Annotated in this window: 17 protein-coding genes; 4 read left to right on the top strand and 13 right to left on the bottom strand. The window is 53.9% G+C overall.

Annotation, left to right across the window (positions count from 1 at the left end):
- The first annotated feature begins 8 nt into the window (after positions 1–8).
- The gene (locus tag AMM03_RS06955) at positions 9–1,181 is read left to right on the top strand and encodes an MFS transporter (RefSeq protein WP_090129850.1); all 1,173 of its coding nucleotides are present in this window, start codon (positions 9–11) and stop codon (positions 1,179–1,181) included.
- Positions 1,182–1,197: 16 nt separating this feature from the next.
- On the opposite strand, the gene AMM03_RS06950 is transcribed toward AMM03_RS06955, so the two are convergent.
- The 9 genes from AMM03_RS06950 to AMM03_RS06910 form a co-directional block, all read right to left on the bottom strand.
- Positions 1,198–2,679, bottom strand: a complete 1,482-nt coding sequence (locus AMM03_RS06950) for a M20 family metallopeptidase (protein WP_090129848.1) — start codon at positions 2,677–2,679, stop codon at positions 1,198–1,200.
- 27 nt (positions 2,680–2,706) lie between these two features.
- The gene (otnI, locus tag AMM03_RS06945; RefSeq protein WP_090129846.1) at positions 2,707–3,540 is read right to left on the bottom strand and encodes a 2-oxo-tetronate isomerase; all 834 of its coding nucleotides are present in this window, start codon (positions 3,538–3,540) and stop codon (positions 2,707–2,709) included.
- A gap of 17 nt (positions 3,541–3,557) precedes the next feature.
- Complete coding sequence (locus AMM03_RS06940) at positions 3,558–4,253, bottom strand: class II aldolase/adducin family protein (RefSeq protein WP_090129844.1); 696 nt, start codon at positions 4,251–4,253, stop codon at positions 3,558–3,560.
- The gene (otnK, locus tag AMM03_RS06935) at positions 4,250–5,530 is read right to left on the bottom strand and encodes a 3-oxo-tetronate kinase (protein ID WP_090129842.1); all 1,281 of its coding nucleotides are present in this window, start codon (positions 5,528–5,530) and stop codon (positions 4,250–4,252) included. Before otnK ends, AMM03_RS06940 begins: the two co-directional genes overlap by 4 nt.
- Positions 5,531–5,563: 33 nt before the next feature.
- Positions 5,564–6,472 carry an L-threonate dehydrogenase gene (ltnD, locus tag AMM03_RS06930; RefSeq protein ID WP_090129840.1) on the bottom strand — a complete coding sequence of 303 codons (909 nt, stop codon included), beginning with the start codon at positions 6,470–6,472 and terminating at the stop codon, positions 5,564–5,566.
- Complete coding sequence (locus AMM03_RS06925) at positions 6,462–7,463, bottom strand: NAD(P)H-quinone oxidoreductase (RefSeq protein WP_228764632.1); 1,002 nt, start codon at positions 7,461–7,463, stop codon at positions 6,462–6,464. Before AMM03_RS06925 ends, ltnD begins: the two co-directional genes overlap by 11 nt.
- An 81-nt stretch (positions 7,464–7,544) precedes the next feature.
- A complete protein-coding gene (gene metW / locus AMM03_RS06920) occupies positions 7,545–8,132 on the bottom strand; it encodes a methionine biosynthesis protein MetW (RefSeq protein WP_090129835.1) in 588 nt (195 codons plus the stop codon).
- Complete coding sequence (locus tag AMM03_RS06915) at positions 8,129–9,286, bottom strand: homoserine O-succinyltransferase MetX (RefSeq protein WP_090130726.1); 1,158 nt, start codon at positions 9,284–9,286, stop codon at positions 8,129–8,131. Before AMM03_RS06915 ends, metW begins: the two co-directional genes overlap by 4 nt.
- A 45-nt stretch (positions 9,287–9,331) precedes the next feature.
- Entirely contained in the window at positions 9,332–9,976 is a 645-nt protein-coding gene (locus AMM03_RS06910) for a TMEM165/GDT1 family protein (protein WP_090130724.1), read from the bottom strand.
- A gap of 120 nt (positions 9,977–10,096) precedes the next feature.
- Here AMM03_RS06910 and AMM03_RS06905 point away from each other — a divergent pair, with 120 nt between their 5' ends.
- Positions 10,097–11,299 carry an ammonium transporter gene (locus tag AMM03_RS06905; RefSeq protein ID WP_090129833.1) on the top strand — a complete coding sequence of 401 codons (1,203 nt, stop codon included), beginning with the start codon at positions 10,097–10,099 and terminating at the stop codon, positions 11,297–11,299.
- 228 nt (positions 11,300–11,527) lie between these two features.
- Positions 11,528–12,013, top strand: a complete 486-nt coding sequence (locus AMM03_RS06900; RefSeq protein ID WP_090129831.1) for an RNA recognition motif domain-containing protein — start codon at positions 11,528–11,530, stop codon at positions 12,011–12,013.
- 68 nt (positions 12,014–12,081) lie between these two features.
- Here the strand turns inward: AMM03_RS06900 and AMM03_RS06895 are convergent, their stop codons facing one another.
- The 4 genes from AMM03_RS06895 to AMM03_RS06880 are packed head-to-tail and all read right to left on the bottom strand — an operon-like array spanning position 12,082 to position 14,866.
- Positions 12,082–12,873 carry an SDR family oxidoreductase gene (locus AMM03_RS06895; protein ID WP_090129829.1) on the bottom strand — a complete coding sequence of 264 codons (792 nt, stop codon included), beginning with the start codon at positions 12,871–12,873 and terminating at the stop codon, positions 12,082–12,084.
- Positions 12,874–12,898: 25 nt separating this feature from the next.
- Positions 12,899–13,309, bottom strand: a complete 411-nt coding sequence (gene lptC / locus AMM03_RS06890; protein WP_090129827.1) for an LPS export ABC transporter periplasmic protein LptC — start codon at positions 13,307–13,309, stop codon at positions 12,899–12,901.
- Positions 13,306–13,872 (bottom strand): KdsC family phosphatase, encoded by a 567-nt coding sequence (locus tag AMM03_RS06885; protein WP_090129825.1) that lies wholly within the window; start codon positions 13,870–13,872, stop codon positions 13,306–13,308. The genes lptC and AMM03_RS06885 overlap by 4 nt, the downstream gene beginning before the upstream one ends.
- Before the next feature lie 16 nt (positions 13,873–13,888).
- Positions 13,889–14,866 carry a KpsF/GutQ family sugar-phosphate isomerase gene (locus AMM03_RS06880; protein ID WP_090129823.1) on the bottom strand — a complete coding sequence of 326 codons (978 nt, stop codon included), beginning with the start codon at positions 14,864–14,866 and terminating at the stop codon, positions 13,889–13,891.
- 80 nt (positions 14,867–14,946) lie between these two features.
- Between AMM03_RS06880 and AMM03_RS06875 the strand changes: the two genes are divergently transcribed.
- Entirely contained in the window at positions 14,947–15,519 is a 573-nt protein-coding gene (locus tag AMM03_RS06875; protein WP_090129821.1) for an adenine phosphoribosyltransferase, read from the top strand.
- Positions 15,520–15,524: the final 5 nt, after the last annotated feature.

Raw genomic sequence — 15,524 nt, 5'->3', positions numbered from 1 at the left:
TCGGGTGTATGAATCCCAATCTCTTTTTGCTGGCTTTGTGCCAAGGCCTCTTTCTGACCAACAACGTCACCTTCATTGCCATCAATGGCTTGGTCGGCTTGAGTCTGGCCCCTGTGGGTTGGATGGCCACTTTGCCGGTCATGGGGTATGTGGTGGGCGGCGCATTGTCAACGGGTTTGGTTGCTAAATCTCAAGCCAAATGGGGTCGCAGGGTTTCCTTCCAATTGGGGCTGTTGGTTGGCTTGTTGTCGGCCATGTTGTGCGCCTATGCGGCCCACACGCACAACTTTGCGCTCCTGGTGGTGGCCACCTTAGTGGCGGGTTACTACAGTGCCAACGGTCAGCTTTATCGCTTTGCTGCAGCCGAACTGGCAGACGTCTCGTTTCGCGAAAAGGCGGTCTCGTGGGTCATGGCCGGTGGTTTGATTGGTGCCATTGTGGGACCCAATTTGGCATCTAAAAGCAAGGGCTGGTTTGAGACACCTTTCATGGGCGCGTATGTGGCCCTGACGGCGGTGGCCGTATTGGGCATGGTGCTGATGCACTTTGTCAAATTTCCGCCCGTGCCGGAAAAGCCCAAGGGCAGTTCAGAGGGCCGTCCCTTGTCTGAAATTATGCGCCAGCCCGTCTTCATAGTCTCTGCGGCCGCAGCAGCCCTAAGCTATGGCGTGATGAATTTGCTCATGGCCGCCACACCCTTGGCCATGCAAGTGTGCGGCTATCAATTCAGTGATGCCGCACTGGTCTTGGAGTGGCACGTGATTGGCATGTTTGCACCCGGATTCTTTACCGGGCACCTGATTAAAAAGTACGGCACCTTGCAAATCATGGGTGTGGGCGTGCTCTTGAATTTTGTCTGTATTGCCGTGGCACTGTCGGGCACCGAATTAAGCCAGTTTGTGATCGCGTTGTTTTTCTTAGGCGTGGGCTGGAACTTTTTGTTCACAGGCAGCACCACCTTGTCGATGACCGCATGGCGACCTGAAGAAAAAGATCGCGCACAGGCAGCCATCAACTTCTGCGTTTTTGGCACCATGGCCATCACCTCGTTTGCATCGGGCGCACTGGTCACCACCCGCGGTTGGGACTGGCTCAACTATGGTTCATTGGTGCCAGTGGCACTGACGGCAGCAGCCCTCTTGTGGCTAACGTGGATTCGCAAGAACCGCACGCCTGTTTAACTTTGCAAATACCAGGTCAGGGCATCGACGCCATGACTTCGGCCACGGAGGCGGTGAGTTTTTTGGCATAGGGCACATGCAAAAACTCATTGGGGCCATGCGCATTGCTTTTAGGACCTAGCACACCGCAAACCATCATTTGCGCTTTTGGAAAGCCTTGGCTCAGCATGTTCATCAATGGAATGGTACCGCCTTGACCAATGTAGCCCACCGAGGCCCCAAAGTGCGCTTGGCTGGCGCTTTGCAAAGCCTGTTCAAACCATGGCGTGCTGCTGGGTGCGTTCCAGCCAGTGGCGCCGCCATTGGATTCAAACGTCACACGGGCTTGGTAGGGCGCGTTGTCTTCTAACAATTTTTTCATTTCGGCCACCGCTTGGTCGGCTTCCACCAAAGGCGGCAAGCGTAAGCTGAGCTTGAAGGCCGTGTAGGGACGAAGCACATTGCCGGCGTTTTCTAAAGACGGAAAGCCTTCGGCGCCAGTGACACTCAAGGTGGGCGTCCATGTGCGATTCAGAAGTGCTTGCAAGGGGTCGGTGGTGGTGGGCAGCGCGAAGGTGGTCGAGCCACCGCAGTCGTAATGGGCCCAAGGGAATCGTTTGTAAACCTCTTCGCCCAAAATGCTGGCGGTGGCCTTGGCTTGTGCCAAACGATCGGCGGGCACTTCGCAGTGAAAACTGGCCGGCAGCAAGCGCCCAGATTTGCTGTCTTCTAAGCGGTCCAGTACCTGGCGCATGATGCGAAAACTAGAGGGCACCAAACCAGAGGCGTCGCCTGAGTGAATGCCTTCGGTCAAGATTTCGACTTTCAAGGTGCCACTGGCCATGCCGCGCAAGCTGGTTGTGAGCCACAGTTGATCGTAGTTGCCTGCGCCACTGTCAAGGCAAATGACCAAACCCACGTCGCCTAGTTTGTCGCGCATGGCATCGACGTAGGGCAGCAAGTCATAGGAGCCAGATTCTTCGCAGGTTTCAATCAAGCCAACAATGCGAGGGTGCGGTGTGGTTTGATTTTTGAGCGCTTGAATGGCGGCAACGCTGGCATAAGCCGCATAACCATCGTCAGCACCACCGCGCCCATACAGTTTGCCGTCTTCGTACTTGGGTGTCCATGGACCCAAATCGTTTCGCCAGCCACTGAACTCGGGTTGTTTGTCGAGGTGGCCATACATCAAGACTGTTTGACCCGAGCCTTCAGATTGCGCGCGTGTGGCTGCCACTTCAAAAAACAGCACGGGTGTGCGGCCTGGCAAGCGAATAATTTCCAGTGACAAGCCCGCTACTTTTTGCGCTTCAATCCACTGCGCTGTTTGACGAAGTACTGTGTCTAGGTAACCATTGGCTTCCCAGTTAGGGTCAAACGAGGGTGACTTGGCAGGCACCTCAATGTACTGGGTGAGCTCTTTGACAATTTGCGAATCCCAAGACTGAGTGACGTCCTTGAGGGCCTTCTCGGCGTTCAAGAAATGTGCAGGAAGTTCTTTGTGAATGGGTGCGTTCATGAAACTCTCCAAAAATTCAGTGTGGGGTTAAGGCTTTGCGCTTAACCAAGACAAACCCCTTGAGGTACCGCCAGAGCTGGTATCGGCGGGCACGTACTCGCAGCCCACCCAACCTTGCCAGCCACATTCTGCAGACACTCGGTCGATCAAGTCAAACAAATAAGGCCAATTGAGTTCGCCTGTACCGGGTTCGTGGCGCAGCGGCACATCGGCAATTTGAAAGTGTCCAACGTTGCCTGTCGGCAGGTAGCGCTCCACTTTGGTGGTCACGTCACCTTCCACAATTTGGCAGTGGAACAAATCCATCTGAACTTTCAAATTGGGCTCGTCGACCAGCGCCAAAATTTCATGGGCATGGTCTTGGCGGTTGACTAAAAACCCCGGAATGCCGCGTTGATTGATGGGCTCCAACAAAACATCCAGGCCTTGTGCGCGGACGGTTTGGCAAGCCCATTTCAGATTGGCAACCAGAGTGGCTTGTGCTTGCTCGCGTGAGACGCCCGCAGGAATGACGCCTGCCATCGAGTGAATGCGTGGGCAAGCAAGTGCCTCGGCATAGCGCATGGCTCTTTGAACACCGGCTTTGTACTCAGCTTCACGGCCCGGACTGCAGGCCGTGCCTCTGTCGCCTTTTTCCCAGGCGCTGAGGGTGCTGGCGTCGTCAATGCCGCCAGGCGGCATGTTGAACAGAACTTGTTGCAGACCATTGTCTTTTAAGCGTGCCGCCAAATCTTGGGGACTGTAGGCATACGGGAACAAATATTCAACTGCTTTGAAGCCATCTTTGGCGGCCGCTTCAAAGCGGTCTAAAAAATCCATGTCGGGGTACATCATGGACAGGTTGGCGGCAAATTGAGGCATGTTTAACTTTCTATCAATTACCAAGCCGCACCAAAAGTTTGGCGCAACTCTTCAATGTGTTCTGCAGACAAAGCTTGCGGTGGCTGGGCCACATTCAATTGCATCAGCTTGGCTGTTTCTTCTAGCTCTTCTAAGGTGGCCATGGCACTGGCCAGGTTTTGGTGCCACACGTTGGGCCCTAGTTTGGACAACATGACCGCGCGAATGGGCGTGCCTTGTTGTGCAAACTGCGCAATGGTCTGCGCCACTGCATGGGCCGCCGCAGGATCGCCGGGTCTGAAATAAGGAATCAATGGCACATGGCCTACCTTCATGACAAAGTAGGGCGTGATGGGCGCTAACAATTCAGGGCCTTGTGCATTCAAACTCAAGGACACGCAATGGGTGCTGTGCGTATGAATGACGCATTGCGCAGGCAAGCTGCCCGGCGCTTTGTCAGATGCCGCATAAATTTGGCGGTGGAGTGTAATCGTTTTGCTGGCTTTGTGACCACATATTTGAGTCCCATTGCGATTGAGTAAGGCCAAGTTGGCCGGGTCTAAATTTCCCAAGCAGGCATCGGTGGGCGTGATCAAAAAGCCATCACCCACGCGCATGCTGATGTTGCCTGCGGTAGCGTGCACATAGCCACGTTGAAACAGGCTCAAACCGACGCGGCAAATTTCTTCGCGGGCTTTGGTTTCACTGAGTGTGTTGACGCTTTGAAAGTTCATGCACCTGCACCTACCAACACTTGGAAAGCCTTGGTGAAGAAATCGGGTGTTCCAAAATTGCCCGACTTTAAAGTGAGGTGACCTGCATCATGATGGGGCGCATAGCACCAAGGCACACCCGGATCAATTTGTGCGCCAATTTGCATTTGGGAGATGTTCAAAGCTTGAACGCAAGCCCCAGAGGTTTCGCCGCCTGCAATGACCCATTGCTTGACGCCCAAGGCTTGCAGCCCCAGGCTGACTTGGGCCAGCGCAGATTCCATCCACTCGCCGGCTTGCTCTCTGCCAAACTTGGCTTGTACTTTTTGCAAAGTTTCCGCATCGGTGGTGGCGTATATCAGAACCGGCCCATTGGCCAGCAGCGGCTTGGCCCACGACAATGCTTTTTCAACATCGGCTTTAATTTGTTGCTGAACGTTTGTACCGCTCCAATTCAGCGGTTCAAATTGCCAGCTGGGCAAGCCCGTTGTTTTGTAATGCGCCACTTGCCCTTGCGTGGCCAAAGAGCAGCTGCCCGACACAATGGCTTGGTAGCCTTGTGCTATGGGCAGTGCAGAGGCTTGAGGCGAAGATTGCAGCCCCCAATTGCCAGGCAGGCCAATGGCAACGCCTGAGCCTGCTGTGACCAGTGACATGCCTTTCAGCGCGGGGCCTAAGGTCTTTAAATCTTCATTGCTGGTGGCATCCACAATGGCCACACCCACGCCATCGGCTTCGAGTTGTTTGATTTTTTGGGCGATGGCAGCCGTACCGCGCGACATGACGGTGTGATCGATCAAGCCGACTTTGCGTTGAGTTTGCGCTTGCATGACTCTGACCAAGTTGGCATCAGTCATGGGCGTGAGCGGATGATTTTGCATCCCGCTTTCATTCAACAACACAGCGCCTGCAAACAAGTAGCCTTTGAAAACGGTGCGACCATTGTCTGGAAACGCTGGCGTGGCAATGGTGAACTTGCAATTCAAGGCGTCCATCAGGGCTTCGGTGACAGGGCCAATGTTGCCTGCGGGGGTGCTGTCAAACGTAGAGCAGTACTTGAAATAAATTTGTTCAGCCCCTTGTTCTTTGAGCCACTTCAGGGCTTCTAAAGATTGTGCGATGGCTTCGCTGGCCGGAATGGTTCTGGACTTCAAAGCCACCACCACGGCATCGACGTCAGACGACAAAGGTGCCGTGGGCACGCCAAATGTTTGCATGACCCGCATGCCCGATCGAACCAAGTTGTTGGCCAGGTCGGTTGCGCCCGTAAAGTCGTCTGCAATGCAGCCTAGTTTCATGTTGTCACGCCTTCAAAAGTGCGGGCTTGAAAATTATTTGGCTTTGGGCAATTCAATGCCCGGGAATATTTTGATGACAGCGCTGTCGTCTTCTTTGGCAAAGCCAGCAGTGCTGGCTTGCATGAACATTTGATGCGCCGTGCTTGAAAGTGGCAATGGAAATTTGCTGGCCCGCGCCATGTCCAAAACCAGGCCCAAGTCTTTGACAAAAATATCAACGGCAGACAAAGGCGTGTAGTCGGCTGCCAAAACATGGGCCATGCGGTTTTCAAACATCCAACTGTTGCCAGCGCTGTGCGTGATCACTTCGTACAGGGCTTCGGGGTCAACACCTTCGCGCAGTCCCAGCGCCATGGCTTCTGCGGCAGCCGCAATGTGAACGCCCGCCAAGAGTTGATTGATGACTTTGACTTTGCTGCCAGCGCCGGCACTGTCGCCCAACTTGTAAACCTTAGCCGCCATGGCATTGAGAAAAACCTCTGCTTTTTCATAAGCAGCCGGTGTGCCTGCGGTCATCATGGTCATCTGACCGGATGCTGCTTTGGCCGCGCCCCCAGAGATAGGCGCGTCGATGTAATGCAGACCTTTGTCGTTCAATGTTTTTTCGAGCCACACAGAAAATGCAGGATCAACGGTGGAGCACATGACAAACACACTGTCAGGTTTGAGATGCTGAATACAGCCGCTGTTGGCTGCGCCATCGCCAAACAACACAGACTCTGTTTGTGCGGCATTGACCACCACGGACACCAGCACATCTGAAGCTGCTGCAATGTCGGCCAGACTGCCACAAGCGACACCGCCTTCGGCTGCAAATTTCTGCGCCACTTCAGAGCGAACATCAAACACATGCACCGGATGGCCGGCCCGTCTTAATGACTGAGCCATGCCCATGCCCATGGCGCCTAAACCGATCACACCCACCGACAAATTAGCTGACATGAATTGATTCTCCAGAAACGGTAAGCATGATTTTTCCGATGTGCTGCGATGACTCCATTAGCGCGTGTGCTGTTGCGGCCTCATTCAAGCTGAACACTTGATGAATGACGGGTGCAACTTTGCCATTGGCCAGCAAGGGCCAAACGTGTTCTTTCAACTCGTTGGCAATTTGCGCTTTGTCTAGCGCGCTTCGAGGCCGCAACGTAGAGCCTGTGAAAGTCAAGCGTTTGGCCAAGAGAGAGACCCAATCGACTTCAACTTTGGAAGGCTGAAGAAACGCAATTTGCAGCAAGCGCCCCTCAATGGCCAGGGCCTTCAAGTTGCGCTGAATGTAGCTGCCGCCCACCATGTCCAAAATGGCGTTCACACCTTTTTGGTCGGTGAGCTTCAAAACCTCTTCGACAAAATCTTGTGTTTTGTAATCGATCGCGACATGGGCGCCGGCCTTTAAACAGGCCGCCACTTTGTCTGCATTGCCAACCGTGCAATACACTTGGGCGCCAAAGGCTCGAGCCAATTGAACAGCGGTCAGGCCTATGCCCGAGGAGCCGCCATGGATCAAAATACTTTCACCCTGTTTCAATTTGCCACGTTGAAAGACATTGGTCCAAACGGTGAAAAAATTCTCGGGCAGTGCGGCTGCTTGCAACATGGAATAGCCCGAGGGAATGGGCAGTGCTTGACCTTCTGGCACTGTGGCGTATTCTGCGTAAGCGCCGCCATTGGTGAGGGCGCAAACTTTGTCGCCGATTTGCCATTTTGTGGCGCCTTCGCCCAGTGCAACCACTTCGCCCGAGATTTCCAAACCCACAATGGGTGACGCGCCAGGCGGTGGCGGATAGCGGCCGCTGCGTTGCAAACAGTCAGGTCTGTTGACGCCCGCAAAGGCCACCTTGACCAAAACCTCACCTGCCTGCGGCGATGGCACCTGGCATTGACCGGGTATTAAGACTTCGGGACCTCCACCGGTGCCATGGTCAATGAATTTCATGGTGCTTGGCAGTGTCATTTCAGTCTTTCGAATTGGTATTGAATTTGAAGTCGAGTTAGAGGTCGAATTAAAGAGCGCGTTTTAGCGAGCGCGTTGTAATTTGAAAACGGCCGTGCCCGCCATGAGGTTGGGCCAGAGTCTGACTTCTTGCCCTTCTTGCAAGCCAAAGCTGTCTAGAATTTTTAAATCATTTTTGTTGGCGAGTTGTGCAAAATCTGCAAACGTCCCGACCCGAATATTGGGCGTGTCGTACCACTCGTAAGGCAGGCGTTTGGTCACGGGCATGCGGCCGTTCAAGATGCTCATGCGATTGGGCCAGTGAGCAAAATTGGGAAACGCCAAGATGCCGGTTCGGCCGACGCGAACAGTTTCACGCAGCATCACTTCTGCGTTTCTCAAATGTTGGAGCGTGTCAATTTGCAAAACCACATCAAAGGATTGGTCAGCAAACATGGCCAAGCCTTCGTCCAGATTCAATTGAATGACATTCACGCCGCGTTGAATGCAGGCCTGAATGTTGTGATCATCGATCTCAACGCCATAGCCTGTGCACTGTCGATTCTTTTGCAAATAATCAAGCAGCGCGCCATCGCCACAACCCAAATCCAAAACGCGAGAGCCTTCGGGCACCAGACGCGCAATGGCCTGCAAATTCACGTGCTCGCTCATGCGCGGCCTCCCCGATGGAGATCTTGATCAATGTTGTCAAAGTACGATCTGACAACTTGCATGTAGCGCGCATCGTCCAGCAAGAAAGCATCATGGCCATGCGGCGCATCAATCTCTGCGTAACTCACATCGCGCTTGTTGTCCAACAAGGCTTTGACCATTTCACGACTCCGTGCTGGCGAGAAACGCCAGTCGGTGGTGAAACTCACCAATAAAAACTTGCAAGTGGCCTGGGCCAATGCGGCGGTTAAGTTGCCACCCAAAGTGCGAGCGGGATCAAAATAATCCAAGGCCCGCGTGATCAAAAGATAAGTGTTGGCATCAAAGTACTCGCTGAACTTGTCACCTTGATAGCGCAAGTAGCTTTCAATTTGAAACTCAATGTCTTGCGTGGTGTAGCGGTAGCCTGAGGCGTTGTCTGTCACGGCATCGCGCAGTTCGCGGCCAAACTTTTCATTCATCACGTCATCACTCAAGTAAGTGATGTGTCCAATCATTCGCGCGATGCGCAGCCCACGCTTTGGCACCACGCAGTGTTTGTAGAAATGACCGCCATGAAAATCTGGGTCGGTCACAATGGCGCGCCGTGCGACTTCGTTGAAGGCAATGTTTTCTGCCGTTAGGTTGGGGGCGCTGGCTACCACCACCGCATGCGCAACGCGCGAGGGGTATCGCAGAGCCCAAGACAAGGCTTGCATGCCGCCCAGACTGCCCCCCATGACAGCCGCCAAAGTTTGAATGCCCAGCGCATCTAACAAGCGCGCTTGTGCATCTACCCAATCTTCTACGGTGACGACTGGAAAATCTGCGCCGTAAATTTCTCCGTTGTCGGGGTGCTTGTGCATCGGGCCTGTCGAGCCAAAGCAAGAGCCCAGGTTGTTCACGCCAATGACAAAGAAGCGATTTGTGTCCACGGGCTTGCCGGGGCCAATCATGTTGTCCCACCAGCCTTCGCTTTTTTCCTGACCATCGTATACGCCGGCCACATGGTGCGAGGCATTGAGTGCATGGCAAATGAGAACGGCGTTCGACTTGTCGGCGTTCAAGGTGCCGTAGGTTTCGTAGGCCAAGTGATAGGCACGAATAGACGCACCACTTTGCAGCGCAAGTGGTGATTCAAAAAACATCGACTGTGGCTTGGCGATCAATGACATGACAGGGGACAACTCGAGAAAGCAGTTTGTCTAATTATCAGGGCTTTAAAGCTGAACCGTTGGCGAGGGATGTTTCATGGCGGTTGGCAAGTTCTGAGGTGCAGTGATGGGTTTTTCGGCGTTTGGCAAAGGTCCGCCCCATAAAGCCAGAGCGCCCAAAATGGCAAACACTACGGCAGAAATACGGTGCACCCATTTGAGTGAAATTTTGCGGGTGATGGCATCGCCTAGCCAAACCACAGGGGCGTTGGCCAGCATCATGCCCAAGGTGGTGCCGGCGACGACCCAGAACCAGCTTTGGAACTGTGCGGCCAACATGACGGTTGCAATTTGAGTTTTGTCGCCCATCTCTGCAATGAAGAAGGCCACCACGGTGGTCGCAAAAACGCCCCAGCGTGGATTGTCATTGTCGCCCTCCTCGTCCAATTTGTCGGGGATCAAAATCCAAACGGCCATGGCCAGAAAAGAAGCGCCTAAGACCCAGCGCAGTGCCTCAGGACCCAACTGGGTGGTGACCCAACTGCCGACGGCGCCCGCCAACCCGTGATTGACCAGAGTGGCCACCAAGATGCCCCAAACGATGGGCCAAGGTTTGCGAAATCGGGCAGCCAGGACCAAGGACAAGAGTTGTGTTTTGTCGCCCATTTCGGCAAGGGCAACGATACCGGTAGAGACAAGAAAAGCTTCCATAGAACCATCATATCTGCCCTCACCCTTGTTTTTTGGCGCGGTTTTTGCTTGTTTTTGGTGCGCAATGCACAAGCTAGGTATTTGCGCACCAAATTAATTCAAAAATAAGCAGAGATACACATGGAAGCACTAAAACAGGGCGCGGATTCGCTCTTTATTTTGTTGGGCGGCATCATGGTTTTGGCCATGCACGCAGGTTTCGCCTTTTTGGAATTGGGCACCGTCCGCAAGAAAAACCAGGTCAATGCCTTGGTCAAGATCTTGGTGGACTTTTCAGTTTCAACAGTGGTTTATTTTGTCGTTGGCTACAGCGTGGCTTATGGCACCAGCTTTTTTGTGGGCGCTGAGCAACTGGCCGCCAAAAATGGCTATGACTTGGTGAAGTTCTTTTTCTTGCTGACATTTGCTGCGGCCATTCCCGCCATCGTCTCGGGCGGTATTGCAGAGCGCGCCAAGTTTTGGCCCCAGCTCATCGCGACCGCTTGCATTGTGGGTTTTGTCTACCCCTTCTTTGAAGGCATCGTTTGGAACCAACACTTTGGCGTGCAGGCTTGGATCAAGGCCACTACCGGTGAAGAGTTTCACGACTTTGCAGGCTCTGTCGTGGTCCATGCCATGGGCGGCTGGATTGCATTGCCGGCTGTCATTTTGCTGGGCGCGCGTTACAACCGTTACCGCAAAGACGGCGCGGTGTCTGCTCACCCACCCTCCAACATTCCTTTCTTGGCCTTGGGTGCGTGGATTTTGATCGTCGGCTGGTTTGGCTTTAACGTGATGAGCGCGCAAACACTCGACAAAATCTCTGGCTTGGTGGCCGTTAACTCATTGATGGCCATGGTGGGCGGTACTTTGACCGCTTTGCTGTTGGGTAAAAACGACCCTGGCTTTGTGCACAACGGTCCCTTGGCTGGCTTGGTGGCTGTTTGCGCTGGATCTGACTTGATGCATCCTTTTGGCGCATTGGCGGTGGGCGCTGTGGCCGGTGCTTTGTTTGTGGTGATGTTCACGTTGACGCAAAACAAGTGGAAGATTGATGACGTGCTGGGTGTTTGGCCTTTGCATGGCATCTGCGGCGCATGGGGCGGCATTGCTGCAGGCATCTTTGGTCTGCAAAGCTTTGGTGGCTTGGGCGGTGTTTCTTTTGTCGCACAAGTCATTGGCACCTTGATGGGTGTTGCTTGGGCCCTGATTGGCGGCGTTGTTGTCTATGGTGTTTTGAAAATGACGCTCGGTTTGAAGATGAGCCAAGAAGAAGAATACGAGGGCGCAGACCTGACGGTTCACAAAATCAGTGCCACGCCCGACCGCGAAGTCAGTTGGTAATGAGACACAAACCCGTCTAATCCCAAGTATTTCAAGGCCTTTCAAAGAATTAACTTGCCAAACCCTTTGTTTTATGGCCCATAATGGCTTAACACACGTTCTAAGAGCGTGTGTTTAGTTCGCGGTGTACAGGTGTCAGTTTCGCTTCCTTCCAGAGTTTTTTAGGTTTGTTGATGCGTTTTTGGGGCTCCATCGCTTTTGTTTCTGTGTTTAGAGGAGTCCCTTTCAATGGGCAAAAAACTATACGTCGGCAACCTGCCGTACTCGGTACGTGACGGTGATTTAGAGCAGGCTTTCGGCCAGTTCGGTTCCGTGACCAGCGCTAAAGTCATGATGGAACGCGACACAGGTCGCTCCAAAGGCTTCGGCTTTGTGGAAATGGGCACTGATGAAGAAGCTCAATCTGCCATCAACGGCATGAACGGCCAGCCTTTGGGCGGTCGCAGTGTTGTTGTTAACGAAGCACGTCCCATGGAAGAGCGTCCTCCCCGTTCCGGTGGTGGTGGCTTTGGTGGCGGCGGTCGTCGTGAAGGCGGCGGCGGTGGTTACGGCGGTGGCGGCGGTGGCGGCTACGGCGGTGGTGGTGGCGGTCGTCGCGAAGGCGGTGGCGAGTCCGGTTTCCGCAGCCCTTACGGCTCTGGCCCACGTGGCGGCGGTAACGGTGGTGGCGGTCGTCGCGAAGGCGGCGGCGGTGGCTACGGCGGCGGTTATTAATCGCTCACGTGCTGCGCATGCACCTTAGGGTGCATTCACAAAAGAGGCCCTGCAATGCAGGGCTTTTTTCATGGGGCGCGATGTTTGCGCGGTTGGTTTTTAAAGGCGCGATCAAGCAAAGCGTCAGGCAAGATGCGCATTAGCCTAGCCGCCCAAGCCATGGGCGTTGGAATTACTTTAAAACTGGTGCCCTGTTCAATGGCTTTATAAGCTTGGTGCGCAAAATCATCAGCCGACATCAAAAAAGGCATTGGAAATTTGTTCTTTGAAGTTAAGGGCGTCTTGATATAACCCGGCGCAAGCGTGACAACACTAAAGCCTTGGGGCTTGAGCTCACCACGCAAACTTTCACAGTAACTGATGGCCGCTGCTTTGCTGGCGCAATAAGCAGCATGACCCGGCAGGCCTCGTATACCTGCCACACTGGCAATGCCTACCAGGGTTCCGACGCTGGCTGAGCCGTTTGTCTTTGCGCGGTCTTTCATGGCGTCGATGAACGGATGAAAAGTGGCAGCCATGCCCACCACATTGGTCGACAGCACTTGCGACAAAACATCCAAGTCTTGGCGAATGCTTGTGTCCATGCCAATGCTGATGCCCGCGTTGGCAATGACCACATTGGGAACGCCCATATCGGTCATGCAGGCATGGGCTGCACCCAGAATACTGTCGACCTGGCTCACATCGGCTTGATAACAACGGGTCGTCTCAGCCGACATACCTTGTTGCTGACACCAAGCCTGCATCTCGCTCACTCTGCGCGCTACCAGTGCCAAGCGCCAGCCTGCTTGGTGATACCGAAGGGCCAAAGCTTGGCCAATGCCACTAGAAGCACCTGTGATGAAAACCAATGGCTTCATGAAATCTTTCAAAGAATGGGGTGGCTTAAGGCTTGCCAGGAGAAATGACGCCGCGCACCTGACCCGTTAATTCGTACTCACTGGTCTTGCTGTTTAGTAGCATGCTATTGGCGCTGAACATGTCATCGCGTTGGCCGTTGGCGTTCTGACTTCGCAAGGTCACATTGCTGATTTCTAAGGTGTCGGTGTCAGGGTAATGCTTGGCGCGATGACCACTGACCTCGCGTGACAAACGGCCTTGTTTGTCAAAAGACTTGACCGAAAATTGTTCTAGGTAATAGTCGGGCTCGTACCGCGCAGATTTGACAGGGGCTTCGTTGAGAAGGTTGGGAAGGCTTCTGACCAGCCACCAACTGCCTAAAGCAAAAACGGCCATGAGAATGGCTGGCAAGTACAAAGCCAATCGATCTAGGCTGCGACGTATGCTTGCAATCATGGCGCGTTGTGCGAGCCAACCCGCCCTAGCAACTTGCCATACTGACCACTGGCCACCACCAATACATCGCAAAACTCACGGGCTGCACCTTCACCACCTTTGCGCGTGGTGACAAAGTGCGCCAAGGCCAAAGCTTGCGCGTGCGCATTGATGGGTGCGCAGGCCAATGCAGCGCGTTGCATCACCGGCAAGTCGGGCCAGTCATCGCCCATGGCGGCGGCTTGATCCCAACCCAAGCCCAGTGTTTTTAAGAAATCTTCTGCCGCAGGTAATTTGTCTTCTGTACCAAATCGAGCGTGTTCGATGCCCAATGCTTTCAAGCGCAGGCGAAGGGGTGCCGAGTCGCGTCCGGTGATGATGACCGGTGTGATGCCCGCATGCTTGAGGAGTTTGAGGCCGTGGCCGTCTAAGGTGTTGAAACGTTTGAGTGTTTCGCCATGCTCGGAAAAATACAAACCCCCATCGGTGAGCACGCCATCGACATCGAAAAAGGCCACCTTGACAGCTTGCGCCTGAAGCAACAACTCGGGCGGGAAATTCAGAGCGGGTTGAATGACTTGCATAGGGTTCTTTGAGCTTTTAGATGACCTTGGCACGCATCAAGTCATTGGTATTTAAAGCGCCACTCAGTTGACCTGCATCGTTGATGACCAACACACTGGTGATTTTGTATTGCTCCATGAGTTCTGCCGCTTCTACAGCCAGTGCGTTTTGATTCACGGTACGGGGCTTGGTATGCATCACATCTTGGGCCACCAACGATCGCAAATCAAGGCCCTTTTCAACCAAACGGCGTAAGTCGCCGTCCGTGAAGATACCTAAAACTTCTTGTTGTTCGTTGACGATGGCCGATGCGCCCAAACCTTTGCGGCTCATCTCTTGCATCAACTCAGAAAAGCTGGCTGTGGGTAACACGCTGGGCACTTGAGTGTCTTTGCGCATGACATCACTCACATGCGTCAACAGCCGCCGGCCCAATGAGCCACCAGGGTGAGAGCGGGCAAAGTCTTCTGCTTTAAAGCCGCGTGCATCTAGCAAAGCCACCGCCAAGGCGTCACCCAATGCCAATTGGGTGGTGGTGCTGGCTGTCGGTGCCAAATTAAGGGGGCATGCTTCTTTGCTGACGCTGCTGTCCAAAACAACATCTGCATGTTGTGCCAAGGCTGAACTCATGCCGCCAGTCATGCCGATGAGCGGGACGCCCAATCGTTTCAAGACGGGCAAGATGGAGACCAACTCGTCACTTTCGCCACTGTTGGAGATGGCCAAGACCACGTCCACTGACTTGATCATGCCCAGGTCGCCGTGACTGGCTTCGCCAGGATGGACAAACATGGCCGGCGTTCCCGTGGAGGCCAAAGTGGCCGCTATTTTGGAGCCGATGTGACCGCTTTTACCCATGCCCGTGACCACCACACGACCTTGTACGGTCAACATCATTTGGACGGCTTGAGAAAATCTCGCGTCGAGTCGAGACTTGAGGGCCATCAGGGCCTCAGCTTCAATGTCCAAAGTTTCGCGAGCGAGTTGGAGGGCTTGATCGGGATTGAAGGTCATGCGCTTATTTTAACGAGGGATGGCGCAAAGCGTGACTATGATGAGAAGGCGACAGCAATTACCACCAGGGAGTCAAAGCCATGCGCGAAATTGGGGCCGAAGTGCCTTTGTCAGTGAACGATTATTTAAAAAGCAACATCCGAACTGTGCCAGACTGGCCGGTGGCCGGGGTGCAGTTTCGCGACATTACCCCCTTGCTACAAAACCCGCGCGTCTTTCGAATTTTGATCGACGCGTTTGTGCACCGCTACATGACGCCCGCCATGCGCCCCGATGTGGTTGCGGGATTGGATGCGCGCGGTTTTATTTTGGGCGCTGTAGTGGCCTATGAGTTGAATGTGGGTTTTGTGCCCATTCGAAAAAAAGGCAAACTGCCTTTTACAACCGTCGAAGAAACCTATGAATTAGAGTACGGCACAGCCACGGTTGAATTGCACACCGATGCGGTGCAACGTGGTCAGCGCGTGCTGTTGATTGACGACTTGATCGCCACTGGCGGCACCATGATGGCCGGTATGAAGCTGCTTGAAAAACTGGGCGCAAAAGTGATTGAGGGCGCGGCCATTGTGGACTTGCCAGAACTGGGTGGCTCGGCAAAGCTCAAAGAGGCGGGCCTGCCCTTATTTACCTTGGTCGACTTTGAGGGGCATTGAGGCAA

Source organism: Limnohabitans sp. Rim11 (genome assembly GCF_001269365.1).
In the GTDB taxonomy this organism is placed as follows: Bacteria; Pseudomonadota; Gammaproteobacteria; order Burkholderiales; family Burkholderiaceae_C; genus Limnohabitans_A.
This window is presented reverse-complemented; position numbering and strand designations above follow the sequence as displayed.